Below are 12222 nucleotides of genomic sequence, written 5' to 3'. Positions count from 1 at the left end.
TTGGTATTGTTTTGCTTTGCTTCTTGCACATTGCGTTACGCTTGGCGTTTGATTTCACAAATGATGAGATTTCACAGATTCGTTTGGCCTTCTTTGTTCTGATACTGGTAAGTGCCACGTCATATCTAACTACTGAGTACTATATACTAACTACTAACATGTAGCAAATTTAGTTCCGTATGACTGCTTTTTTGCACATTAATAAGCACTCCAAAATAGAGTACTATAACACTTAATTACCCAGAAATGCGTTTTAAGAGAATATTAACAAAGAATAACCAATAATTGTTTAAACCATTTTAAAAAATGGTGTTCAAATTGATATACACAAAGCGTTAGGTTAATTTAATAAATTTAAAACACACACAAAATGAAAACCATGATGAAATTACCGGCAGTTTTGCTAGGGCTCTTGCTCCTAGTTACCGGGACCACACAGAACGTAATGGCTCAAAATGAGGATGTATCCTTACAATCATTTTATGATGAATTGTCGCCATACGGACAATGGATCCAAGATCCACAATATGGCTACGTTTGGCGTCCAGATGTAGACCAAGATGAATTTAGGCCTTACTACTCAAATGGGCGATGGGCGATGACCGAATATGGTAACACCTGGGTTTCCAATTACGATTGGGGCTGGGCTCCGTTTCACTATGGCCGTTGGGTTTACAACCGATACAACCACTGGGTTTGGATTCCTGATACAGTTTGGGGACCGGCATGGGTAAGCTGGAGAAGCGGCGGTGGATACTATGGCTGGGCTCCACTGGGACCTAGCATCAGCATTGGCATTAACATTGGCCGAGGTGGATATAGGATCCCTGATATGTGCTGGAACTTTATTCCTTATAACAATATTTATTACAGCAGCTATCCGCGTTATTATGGTAACAGAAATAGAATTTATATTCAAAACACTGTAATTATCAACAATACCTACGTTCGTAATAATAGAACCTATTATACCGGACCAAGAGCTGAAGAGGTAAGACGTGCTACTAATCAGAACGTAACTGTCTACAATGTAAATAGAAGTTCGAGACCTGGTGCAAGTAGAATTGACAACAATACCGTTAACATTTATAACCCTCGTCCAGTAAGAGGTTCGGCAAATGCAAATGCTGCTCCAAGAAATGCTGTACAAGGTAGCATTAACAGAGGTGTAGTCAGTAGGGATAACAACAGCAATATGTCAACCCGTCCTTCCAGAGATGGAAACCAAAATGGAAGTTTTGAACGAGGAACTCCATCGCAATCACAACGCGTAGAAAGACCTCAACCTCAGGAAAGAACAGAACGTAGCAGAGATATTCCGCAGCAAAGAGTAGAACGTGGCAGAGAAACCCCTCAGCGAGTGGAAAGACCTCAACCTCAGGAAAGAATGGAACGTAACAGAGATATTCCGCAGCAACGAGTAGAGCCTAGCAGAGAAACTCCGCAACGTGTAGAGCGTCCTCAACCTCAGGAAAGGGCAGAAAGAGTTCAACAAAGCAGACCTCAACCGCAACGTGTTGAAAGAGCAGAACGCCCACAACCGCAACGTGTTGAGCGTGTTGAACGTTCATCACCACCTCCACAAAGAAGTAGTGGCGGCGGAGAAGCCCGAAGCAGTAGAGGAAATGAAAGTCGTGGTGGAAGAGGCGGAAGAGGCTAAATTAATATTCTAGCAAAAGAAGTCAGCTGAAGAGCTGGCTTTTTTTGTTTAAAATATCCTTATCTTTGCGAATTATCCCCAATCCATGGTTTATCCTGAAATAGAAAAAAGAAAAACATTTGCCATTATTAGCCACCCCGATGCCGGAAAAACAACTTTAACTGAAAAGTTTTTACTTTTTGGAGGTGCAATTAATACTGCCGGCGCCGTGAAACGGAACAAAGCGAACCAAAGCAGCACCTCAGATTTTATGGAGATTGAGAAGCAGCGTGGTATTTCTGTTGCAACATCGGTTATGGGATTTGAATACAATGGGAAACGCATTAACATTTTAGATACGCCAGGTCACAAAGACTTCGCTGAAGATACCTACCGCACATTATCTGCGGTTGACAGCGTAATCTTGGTGGTCGACTGTGTAAAGGGGGTAGAGGAGCAAACTGAAAAGTTGATGTCGGTTTGCAGAATGAGAAATACGCCCGTAATTATTTTTGTAAATAAAATGGATCGCGAGGGTAAAGATGCCTTTGATCTTTTAGATGAAATTGAAAATAAATTAAATATTAGTTTATGTCCGTTAAGCTGGCCAATTGGGCAGGGACATACTTTTAAGGGCGTATATAGTATTTACAATAAGCACTTAAACCTATTTGAACCCGATAAAACAAAAATCAGTACTCCTGTTATTGAAGTAAGCAGCTTAGCTGACGAAAAACTAGGTAAATTTTTGCCTGCACCTGCATTAAATGCACTTAAAGATGATTTAGAATTGGTAGAGGGGGTTTATGGTGCGGTCGACAAAGAGATGTATCTTGAAGGTTTGCTCGCCCCTGTATTTTTTGGTAGCGCCATTAATAACTTCGGGATTAAAGAATTATTGGATACCTTCATTAATATAGCTCCAAGTCCCAAAAGTAGAGACGCAGAGCAAAGAGAAGTATTAGCGACCGAAAAAAACTTTAGCGGCTTTGTGTTTAAAATTCACGCTAACTTGGATCCCAACCACCGCGATAGGATTGCCTTTTTGAGAATTTGTTCAGGCAAGTTTGAGCGTAATAAATTTTATTTTCATACCAGAAACAATAAGAAGATTAAATTTTCTAATCCGATGGATTTCATGGCCAATGAGAAGAGTATTGTGGAAGAGGCCTGGCCAGGAGATGTAGTTGGTTTATATGATAGTGGCACTTTTAAGATTGGAGATACGTTAACTGAAGGAGAAAAACTCCAGTTTAAAGGCATTCCCAGCTTTTCTCCAGAAATTTTTAAGGAGGTGGAGAATAGAGACCCGCTAAAAACCAAGCAATTGGAAAAGGGCTTACAACAATTAACCGAGGAGGGAGTTGCACAATTATTTGTGATGCAACCCGGTAACCGGAAAGTAATTGGTGCAGTTGGGGATCTACAATTTGAGGTTATTGCGTTTAGGCTTGAGCATGAATATGGAGCAAAGGCGCATTTTAGGATGTTAAGCTATACACGTTCAAATTGGGTAACCTCCAAAGACCCTAAAAAGCTAGAAGAGTTTTTAAAGCGCAAGCAACAACATATTGGTGAAGACAAAGACGGCAATCCAGTTTATTTAGCGGATAACGAATTTATGATCAATATGACCATGCGGGACTATCCGGATATTGAGTTCCATAAAACGAGCGAGTTTAAATAGATAATTTCCCGAGCGCAGCAGCAATTCGTGGAATCATATTTTTAATATCTGCTAAGGAACATCCTCCGATTGAAGCTCTAAACCAAGGCATGCTTTCTTCGTTTCCAAAAGCAGAAAACGGTACAATTGCCGTTTGCGCTTCTTTGATCAGATAAAAGTTTACATCTGCACTGTTCTTTAGCACTTCGCCCGACGGCGTAGTTTTACCAATATAATCGATTTTTAAAGTAAGATAAATTGCGCCCATAGGCACCACGGCATCAACTGCAAAACCTTCGCTTTTCAGCTTTTGAAAGCCATTATAAAGCTCGTCCAGACTTGCTTGTACCTGTGTTTTAAAACCTGCTAAATACTGGTCTACAAGCCCCTTATCTTTAAAATACCCTGCTACAGCAACCTGTTCTGCTTTAGGGGCCCAAGCACCGATATGGCCCAAAAGAGCTTTCATTTTACTGATAATATTGGCGGGTCCAAATGCCCAACCTACCCGAACGCCTGTGGCGGATAAACATTTAGAGATCCCATCGATATAAATTACATAATCCTTTAATGCTGGGCGTAAGCTAACTGGATTTACATGCTCTTTTCCAAAAGTTAAGAGTGAATAAATCTGATCGTACATGATATAAAGCGGCTTTTCATCTGCTGCGCGGGATTTGTTTTCTTCAATTACGATATCACAGATTTCTTCCAGCTGCTGTTTACTGAACATGGTGCCTGTTGGATTTAAAGGAGAGCATAGAGCCAATAGGGTTGCTCCTTTTAAATGCGGCTTCAATTGAGCTGCAGTGGGCATAAAATTATTTTCTACCGTAGTTTCAATGGTAACACCATTTGCTGACGAAAGGTGGCAATAGTGATTATTGTTCCAGGATGGCGCTGGATACAACACCTTATCACCCGGATCAACCAACGCTAAATAAAGAGCATAAATTAAAGGACGGGAACCGCCTGCAACTAATATATCATCAACCGTATAAGCTAATTCGTAGCGATCATCCAATACCTCTACAATGGTTTCGCGCAATGCTAAAATACCATCTGCTGGCGGGTAATTCGTATGTCCTTCGCGGTAAGCTGTTACAATTGCTTCTTCTAACGCTTCAGGAATCGGAAAAATAGCAGAATCAAAGTCGCCAATAGTTAGGTTGGCAATTTGAGCACCTTTTCGCTTCATTTCATTAACCTCGTTCCCGATTTTAATTATCTCAGAACCAATTAGAGTGTTTGCTAATACAGATATGTTCATAGTATATTTTGGGTTTTAAAATCATATACTTTCGTCATTGCGAGGCACGAAGCAATCTCTTTACTAGATTGCTTCGTGCCTCGCAATGACGATTTTTACTTAACTAATTTTTCAATGGCATCATTCATCTTTTGAAATTGAAACTGCGCCAATATAGCAGACATCATGTTCTCAATTGCTGGATTACATAAGTTACCAATACTTCCTTCGTGAGTATGTTTAAGTGTTTTATTTGGAGAGAATGTTCCATTATCTATTGTTTCTCCAACAATTTTATAGGCTTCTCTAAAGGGTGTACCCCTTAAAGCTAGTTCATTTACCACATCTACACTAAACAGGTAATCATATTTTTTATCGTCTAATATATGATCCTTTACTGTAATATTTTGCAGCATGAAAGTGCACATTTCTAAACACTCATTGAGGGAGGTGATTGCCGGGAAAAGATTTTCCTTTAGCAGTTGTAAATCGCGATGATAGCCTGATGGTAAATTGGTAGTCATCATCGCAATTTCATTTGGCAAAGCCTGAATTTTATTACAACGAGAACGAATTAACTCAAACACGTCGGGATTTTTCTTATGTGGCATGATACTCGAACCTGTTGTTAGCTCATCAGGAAAACTGATGAAACCGAAGTTCTGATTGATGAAAAGACAGATGTCCATAGCCATCTTCGCCAAAGTTGCCGCAATGGACGACATTGCCTGACCCAACACTCTTTCGGTTTTCCCCCTGCCCATTTGGGCATATACAACATTATAATTAAGTTGATCAAAGCCTAATAATTCAGTCGTTAAAGTTCGGTTTAACGGAAATGAGGAGCCATAACCCGCGGCAGAGCCCAATGGATTTTTATTGCAAATTTTATAGGCCGCTAGCATCAATTCCATGTCATCCACTAAGCTTTCGGCATAAGCGCCAAACCAAAGTCCGAAGGAAGAGGGCATAGCAATTTGCAGGTGGGTATAGCCTGGCAATAACTTATCGCTGTGCGTATTACTTAAAGTAATTAATTGATTAAAAAGAGTGGTCGTATTTTCAACCATTTCTTGAATGCACGACCGGAAATAGAGTTTAAGGTCTACTAAAACCTGGTCATTTCTGGAACGTCCACTATGGATCTTTTTCCCCGCTTCGCCAATGCGCTGGGTTAAAAGCCATTCTACCTGAGAATGCACATCTTCCACACGATCATCTATCGTGAAATTACCCAGTAAAATCTCCTTATATATTTCTTTTAATGCAGCTTGAACCTGGCTTAACTCTTCCTTACTTAGCAAATTAATACTGGTCAACATCTCTACGTGAGCCAAAGAGCCCAGCACATCAAAAGCCGCCATTTGCAAGTCCAACTCTCTATCCCTACCTACCGTAAATACTTCTATTCCTTTGTCGACTTCAATATTTTTTTGCCAAATCTTCATTTCAACCTTCTTTTTCTATAATTCCGCTGCAAAAATACAAATAAATCCTTTAGGATACCTTAATTTAGCAAAACCAAACCCTTTATGATGAAGAATTTAAAATTTGTTTTATTGGCATTTCTTGTGCCGTTTGTGAGCAATACTTTTGCGCAACAAAAACCAGCCTTAACCTGGAAAGATGTTTCAAAATGGAACTACAATCGGGGGAACTCCTTATCGCCAGATGGACAATGGATGGCGTGGGCCAGTGGCCCAACTGAAGGTGATTTAAAAATGACTATTCGAAAAACCCTCGATACTTTAAACTATTCTTATGCAATTGGAGCAAGCGCAGGCCCTCTTTTGTTCTCAAAAGACTCGAAATATGCTGCTTTCAAAGTTTCTGCAAAAGATGTTGAAGCTAAAGCTGCCAGAAAAGCCAACAAGCCTTTATATGATAAGTTAACGCTAGTTGCTCTGGCTGACAATAAGCAAACGGTTTTTGAAAGAGTAAAGAGTTTCAGTTTCTCGGGTGATTCTCCCTCATGGATTGCGATTCAGTTTATGCCCCTAGAATCTGCCCCAAAAGACCCCACTGCTGCTAAGGGAACAGATGTTTTATTGTATAACTTAAGCACCAAAAAGAGCTTTAACTTAGGAAATGTCACTGAATTTGCCTTTAATAAAGGTGGCGATCTGTTAGCCTATACCGTAGATGCAAACGGCCAGAATGGAAATGGAATTTTCTTGCGTGACATGAAAACTGGTATAACCACTGCTTTGGATAATGATAAAGCTAAATATAAAAGTATAAACTGGAACGAAAATGGGACTGCCTTCGCCTTATTAAAATCAAATAAAAACGAAAAATATAAAGATGAAGTCTTCAGTATCATCGGCATTAGGAAGATTAATGGCGACTTGACCAATAAGGTTATCTATAACGGCCTGGAAGATGACAATTTTCCAAAAGGGATGGGATTAAACACCAATGGCAGCCCATATTGGTCGGATGATCAGACTACCCTATTCTTCGGCATTAATAAATTAAACAAAAAAGAAGATAAGAAAACGGATACCACCAATAAGACTAAGGTTGAACCAAAGAAAGAAGATATTGAAAAACCGGATATGATTATTTGGAACTGGCAAGATAAACGTCTGCAGTCTGCCCAGCAAACTCAGGAAATGAGAGACAAGATGTTTAACTATACCAGCTCGTACCGTGTTGCAGACCGAAAGTTTACGCAGTTGGCAGACAGCAATATGCGCTCGGTTATGGTGGCTCCCAAACAATTATATGCCATTGGCTATGACAATTCTAATTATGAGTTGATGGGAAATCTGGATGGTCAGAGCTATACCGACATTTACCTGATTGATCTTAAAACCGGTGCAAAAAAGCGTCTGTTTGAAAAGATGTACGCTAGTAATGGCGGGCGTTTGAATATTGCTCCAAACGGCAAATTGGCCAGCTATTATGTTGATGGTGTGTTCTATAGCATCAATTTAGAAACAGGCACAACCGCGAACCTAACCGGTAGTATTAAGTCTTCTTTCGTTAATGAATTAGATGACCATAACATCACTAAACCATCAACCCAAAATTTAGGTTGGTCTGCCGATTCGAAATTTGCCTTGATCATGGATAATTATGATTTATGGAAAATTGCTGCAGATGGAAAAACTGTGATTGCTTTATCAGACAATTGGAAAAGCAAAAAAACTGAAGTTGCCGGAAGATATAGAATTTATCAAGATGAAAAAGGAACGGATTTAAGCAAAGACCAATACTTTGGAGTATTTAATGTAAAAGACAAAAAGTCGGGTATTGGATTGCTACCTGCAGGAAAGAATAAAATTGACATATTGTTTATGGACGATAATTCATATGGAAGTTTCGCCAAAGCAGAAAAAGGTCAGGTATATGTTTACACCAAAAGTAATTCTCAGGAATCACCCACTTATTATGCTAGCACTACTGCTAATCTAGCTTCTCCAAAACAGGTTAACAAGAACACACCAGACCAGGCTAAGTATGCTTGGACATCGGGTGTTAAATTGATCAATTATGTAAGCGCACATGGTGATAGCTTACAGGCAGCACTATACCTGCCGGCTAATTATGTAGCTGGGAAAGCGTATCCAACGATAACTTATATTTACGAGCGCTTAACAGATGGTTTAAATAATTATTCAATGCCAAGCTTCCCAGGTGGTGGATTTAATAAGGCGATGTATTTAAGTAACGGTTATGCAGTTTTAGAACCAGACATTAAATATAAATTAAATGATCCGGGCATGTCTGCTGTCGCCTGCGTAGTACCTGCTGTTAAAGCAGCGATTGCTACCGGTATAGTTGATGAGAAGAATGTAGCGATCCATGGCCACTCATGGGGCGGTTATCAAACTTCATTCCTGATTACTCAAACTAATATATTTAAAGCGGCCGCTGCTGGTGCGCCTTTAACAAATATGATTAGTATGTATAGTTTAATTTATTGGAACAGTGGCGGTACTAATCAAGCAATATTTGAAGCCAGTCAGGGTAGATTAACCCCTGGGTATTGGGATAACTGGGATGCTTTTGCGCGGAACTCCCCTATTTATCACATTAAAAAAGTGCAAACGCCACTGTTATTATTACACAATGATAAGGATGGCGCGGTTGATTTTACACAAGGAGTTGAGTATTACAATGGTTTAAGAAGGCTCAATAAACCGGTAGTGATGATTACTTATCGTGGCGAAAATCACGGAATTGCTAAAGCTCCAAACCGTAAAGATTATGCGGTGAGGATGATGGAATATTTTGACTATATGTTAAAAGGTAAGCCTGCCCCAGAATGGTGGAGCAAGGGTGTTAACCGTTTGGATATGGAGAAACATCTAGAAGTGCGCGCTTTTTAAGAAAAGTAAATAAACTCCTTATCAACCTCATTGCGATGGAAAAAAGCGAGTTAAAAAACTCGCTTTTTTTTGTTCAAAAAACAAAACAGGTAAAATTACCTGTTTTGTTCGGTAATTTTTCCTATATTTGAGTATGGTTTCTCAAGCAGTCCAATTAAAAAAAATAAAGAACATTCCAAACATTCGGAATTACGCTGATATATTCTTTTATATCCGTAATCACACCATTGATTGGAGCTATTTAAACTATTTAAAAGAATTAACCACCTTTAGTGATGAAGTGATTTCAGACTGGCTTAATATTAGTGTTAAAACATTAAGAGCTTACAGAAAGCCCGAAACAACTTTTAAAGATAATTTAAAAGAACACATCGTACTGATCTTATCTCTCTATGAACATGGCACAAGTGTATTCGAGCATAAAGAGAATTTTGATCAATGGCTCAATACGAAAAATGTATTTTTTGATGGGAATGAGCCCAAAAACTACCTTGACACCATAATGGGCATCAAATTTATTGACGATAGATTAACTGCTATTGAATACGGAGACAATGTTTAGCAATGAAAATATTCAAAATTTGCAGAACAGTACACGCTAATTTATCAGCTTCTGGGATAGAAAATAGGTGGAATAGAAAAGGGCAATACGTAATCTATGCCGCCGAAAGCAGATCATTAGCAACCTTAGAAATGGTTGCACATCGATCGGGCATTATGCCTAAAACAAGTTATCAAATTATAGTGATTGACATTGCTGAAGAAGAGATTAAACACGTGCTCATTTCTGATTTGCCTGGAAAATGGAATAAACTAGCCGCATATCCGGCGCTTCAAAAGATTGGATCAGATTGGTATGAAGATAAAGAAACGTTAGTTCTAAGAGTGCCATCGGCAATAATTCCTCAGGAGTATAATTATATTATTAATACAGAACACCCCTTGTTCTCTTTAAAAGTAAAGGTATTGTACCAAGAAGATTTTCATTGGGATGAAAGGATTTTGTAATAAGATTTTAGCTTATGGAGCACAACGATACTAAAAGACTTTCGAGATTAACGGCTATTTTAACGCAATTGCAAACAAAGAAGTTAATTACTGCCGCTGAATTAGCAAAGAAACATAACGTTAGTATACGAACAATTTACAGAGACATCAGAGCTTTGGAACAAGGCGGTATCCCCATTTTCACGGACGAGGGGAAAGGCTATTCGTTGTTAGACGGCTATAGAATGCCTCCAATATCTTTTACCGAAAGTGAAGCTAATGCATTAGTTACAGCAGAGCAACTGGTTATCAAAAATAAGGACGCGTCTTTTGTAAGAGAATATGTAGGCGCCATTTCAAAGATTAAATCAGTATTACGAAAAAGCACGCAGGAAAAAGCTAACATGCTAGCTGCTAGAATGGAATTTAGGCCACTCTTGGAAACTACGCAAACTAGCAACTACCTATCTGCTTTACAACTAGCGCTAACCAGCTATAAGCTAGTTAAGCTAACCTATAATTCGCTTGACACCAATGAAACAACACAAAGAATAATTGAGCCCTTTGCCCTATATAATACCCAAGAAAACTGGCTTTTAATAGCAATTTGTCGTCTGCGCAAAGAGCACAGAACCTTTCGGTTAGATAGAATTGAAAGTCTAGAAATTTTGGACGAAACATTTGTGCCTCACAAAATGACCTTACCAGAATACTTTGAGATTTGCCGAGCAAAAAGTTTTGCCAACCCCTGACATACCCTTGTCACAAGGGCTTCTATCTTTGGGCATAATTAATTAAATCCCTTAGCATATGAACACTAAACTTAAAGAATTTTATGTAGTCGGCCTTGCGATAAGAACTACCAATGAAAACGGTCAATCTAGCATCGACATCCCAAAACTTTGGGAAACTTTTATGAAAGAAAACATCCTGGACCAGATTCCAAACAAAGTAAGTTCAGCTATTTATTGCTTGTATACAGATTATGAAAAAGATCATATCAAGCCATACACAACGCTATTAGGTTGCAGTGTAGCAAACTTACACGACATCCCCAAAAACTTGATAGGTAAAACAGTGGAGGAAGCTGACTATACCAAATTTATTGCAAAAGGTAACTTGGCTAGCGGTGTAGTTTACAATGAATGGTTAAAGATCTGGGACGCACCCTTATCTAGGGCTTTTACCACCGACTTTGAAGTGTATGGTGAAAAAGCGCAAAATAGTGAGAATGCAGAGGTTGATATTTTTATTGCCCTGAGTTAATTTTCTATTTGCCGTTAACAACCGGTTTTAGCATAGCAATATAACCTTCAATGCCTTGTCTAATTTCTGCAACATATAGAAATTCATCTGCCATATGAGACCTGCCCGAGAAGCCCGGACCACATTTTAAGGAGGGAATGGATAACAGTGCTTGATCAGACGTGGTAGGTGAACCATAGGTGTTTTTGCCTAAGGCAATTCCAGATTGAACAATTGGATGATTCTTATCAATTTTAGAGGGCTTTAAGCGAACAGATCTTGGGTTAACATCACAGCTTACATTTTGTCTGATCATGTCTACCACTTCTTCATTGGTATAAGAATCGGTAACCCGAACATCAACAGTAAAATTACAGGCTGCTGGAACCACATTATGCTGAGAACCAGCATTGATAATGGTAACGCTCATCTTTACCGGACCGAATACTTCCGAAACTTTTGGAAACTGGAAAGTTCTAAACCATTCAATATCTTTTAAAGCTTTGTAAATGGCGTTGTCACCTTCTTCTCTTGCAGCATGGCCTGCTTTCCCGTGAGCTACGCAATCAATAACCAACAGCCCTTTTTCGGCAATTGCTAAATGCATTTCTGTAGGTTCTCCGACGATAGCAAATTTCAATTCGCCCAAATCTGGGATAACCAATTCTAAGCCATCATTTCCAGAAATCTCTTCTTCGGCAGTTGCTGCAAGGCAAAAATTATAGCTTAAATTTTCTTGGGGATAGAAGTATAAGAATGTAGCGATGAGCGAAACTAAACAGCCACCGGCATCATTGCTTCCCAAACCAAACAACTTATCCTCTACAATATCTGGTGAAAACGGGTTGCGTGTATAACCTGAATTAGGCTTTACCGTATCATGATGTGAGTTTAATAATACCGTTGGTTTTGATGGATCATAAAATTTATTGTAGGCCCAAATATTATTGAGTTTCCGGTTAGTTTTAACGCCATGTTGTTGCAGAAAAAGCTCAATTTTATTTCCGGTTACTTGCTCTTCTTTACTAAAGGAAGGTGTTCTGATGAGTTCTCTAAGAAGATCAGTACTTTCTTGGATTAATTTTTCGATCATAACACT

Annotated in this window: 10 protein-coding genes; 7 read left to right on the top strand and 3 right to left on the bottom strand. The window is 39.1% G+C overall.

The annotated features are described in order from the left end of the window. Nucleotides 1-379 precede the first annotated feature (379 nt). Nucleotides 380-1660 carry a DUF6600 domain-containing protein gene (locus tag BM207_RS00150; RefSeq protein ID WP_245767990.1) on the top strand — a complete coding sequence of 427 codons (1281 nt, stop codon included), beginning with the start codon at nucleotides 380-382 and terminating at the stop codon, nucleotides 1658-1660. Between the two features lie 85 nt (nucleotides 1661-1745). Then, nucleotides 1746-3326: a peptide chain release factor 3 gene (locus tag BM207_RS00145; RefSeq protein ID WP_090991534.1), complete on the top strand. Its 1581-nt coding sequence runs from the start codon at nucleotides 1746-1748 to the stop codon at nucleotides 3324-3326. Here the strand turns inward: BM207_RS00145 and BM207_RS00140 are convergent. Further along, nucleotides 3319-4575, bottom strand: coding sequence for a pyridoxal phosphate-dependent aminotransferase (locus tag BM207_RS00140; RefSeq protein ID WP_090991533.1), 1257 nt, complete (start codon nucleotides 4573-4575; stop codon nucleotides 3319-3321). The genes BM207_RS00145 and BM207_RS00140 overlap by 8 nt on opposite strands. 95 nt (nucleotides 4576-4670) lie before the next feature. Then, nucleotides 4671-6002: an argininosuccinate lyase gene (argH, locus tag BM207_RS00135; protein WP_090991532.1), complete on the bottom strand. Its 1332-nt coding sequence runs from the start codon at nucleotides 6000-6002 to the stop codon at nucleotides 4671-4673. Nucleotides 6003-6086: 84 nt separating this feature from the next. Here argH and BM207_RS00130 point away from each other — a divergent pair, with 84 nt between their 5' ends. The 5 genes from BM207_RS00130 to BM207_RS00110 all read left to right on the top strand — a co-directional run bounded on the left by BM207_RS00130 (nucleotide 6087) and on the right by BM207_RS00110 (nucleotide 11144). Further along, nucleotides 6087-8891, top strand: coding sequence for a prolyl oligopeptidase family serine peptidase (locus BM207_RS00130; RefSeq protein WP_218155006.1), 2805 nt, complete (start codon nucleotides 6087-6089; stop codon nucleotides 8889-8891). 133 nt (nucleotides 8892-9024) lie between these two features. Then, nucleotides 9025-9453 carry an antitoxin Xre/MbcA/ParS toxin-binding domain-containing protein gene (locus BM207_RS00125; protein WP_090991530.1) on the top strand — a complete coding sequence of 143 codons (429 nt, stop codon included), beginning with the start codon at nucleotides 9025-9027 and terminating at the stop codon, nucleotides 9451-9453. Nucleotides 9454-9455: 2 nt separating this feature from the next. Continuing rightward, nucleotides 9456-9899, top strand: coding sequence for an RES family NAD+ phosphorylase (locus tag BM207_RS00120; RefSeq protein WP_090991529.1), 444 nt, complete (start codon nucleotides 9456-9458; stop codon nucleotides 9897-9899). Nucleotides 9900-9913: 14 nt separating this feature from the next. After that, nucleotides 9914-10630, top strand: a complete 717-nt coding sequence (locus BM207_RS00115) for a helix-turn-helix transcriptional regulator (RefSeq protein WP_090991528.1) — start codon at nucleotides 9914-9916, stop codon at nucleotides 10628-10630. A 58-nt stretch (nucleotides 10631-10688) separates the two neighbouring features. Beyond that, the gene (locus tag BM207_RS00110; RefSeq protein WP_090991527.1) at nucleotides 10689-11144 is read left to right on the top strand and encodes a GyrI-like domain-containing protein; all 456 of its coding nucleotides are present in this window, start codon (nucleotides 10689-10691) and stop codon (nucleotides 11142-11144) included. Between the two features lie 4 nt (nucleotides 11145-11148). Here BM207_RS00110 and BM207_RS00105 read toward each other — a convergent pair whose 3' ends face one another. Next, nucleotides 11149-12216 carry a M20 family metallo-hydrolase gene (locus BM207_RS00105; RefSeq protein WP_090992040.1) on the bottom strand — a complete coding sequence of 356 codons (1068 nt, stop codon included), beginning with the start codon at nucleotides 12214-12216 and terminating at the stop codon, nucleotides 11149-11151. Nucleotides 12217-12222: the final 6 nt, after the last annotated feature.

The organism is Pedobacter insulae (assembly GCF_900113525.1).
GTDB lineage: Bacteria > Bacteroidota > Bacteroidia > Sphingobacteriales > Sphingobacteriaceae > Pedobacter > Pedobacter insulae.
Note: the sequence above shows the minus strand (reverse complement) of the source record. Positions and strands in the feature narration are given on the sequence as shown.

What these genes read in the sequence shown, in the direction of transcription:
- BM207_RS00150 (WP_245767990.1), top strand. Translation starts at nt 380, where the DNA reads ATGATGAAATTACCGGCAGTTTTGCTAGGGCTCTTGCTCCTAGTTACC.
- BM207_RS00145 (WP_090991534.1), top strand. Translation starts at nt 1,746, where the DNA reads ATGGTTTATCCTGAAATAGAAAAAAGAAAAACATTTGCCATTATTAGC.
- BM207_RS00140 (WP_090991533.1), bottom strand. Translation starts at nt 4,575, where the DNA reads ATGAACATATCTGTATTAGCAAACACTCTAATTGGTTCTGAGATAATT.
- argH (WP_090991532.1), bottom strand. Translation starts at nt 6,002, where the DNA reads ATGAAGATTTGGCAAAAAAATATTGAAGTCGACAAAGGAATAGAAGTA.
- BM207_RS00130 (WP_218155006.1), top strand. Translation starts at nt 6,087, where the DNA reads ATGATGAAGAATTTAAAATTTGTTTTATTGGCATTTCTTGTGCCGTTT.
- BM207_RS00125 (WP_090991530.1), top strand. Translation starts at nt 9,025, where the DNA reads ATGGTTTCTCAAGCAGTCCAATTAAAAAAAATAAAGAACATTCCAAAC.
- BM207_RS00120 (WP_090991529.1), top strand. Translation starts at nt 9,456, where the DNA reads ATGAAAATATTCAAAATTTGCAGAACAGTACACGCTAATTTATCAGCT.
- BM207_RS00115 (WP_090991528.1), top strand. Translation starts at nt 9,914, where the DNA reads ATGGAGCACAACGATACTAAAAGACTTTCGAGATTAACGGCTATTTTA.
- BM207_RS00110 (WP_090991527.1), top strand. Translation starts at nt 10,689, where the DNA reads ATGAACACTAAACTTAAAGAATTTTATGTAGTCGGCCTTGCGATAAGA.
- BM207_RS00105 (WP_090992040.1), bottom strand. Translation starts at nt 12,216, where the DNA reads ATGATCGAAAAATTAATCCAAGAAAGTACTGATCTTCTTAGAGAACTC.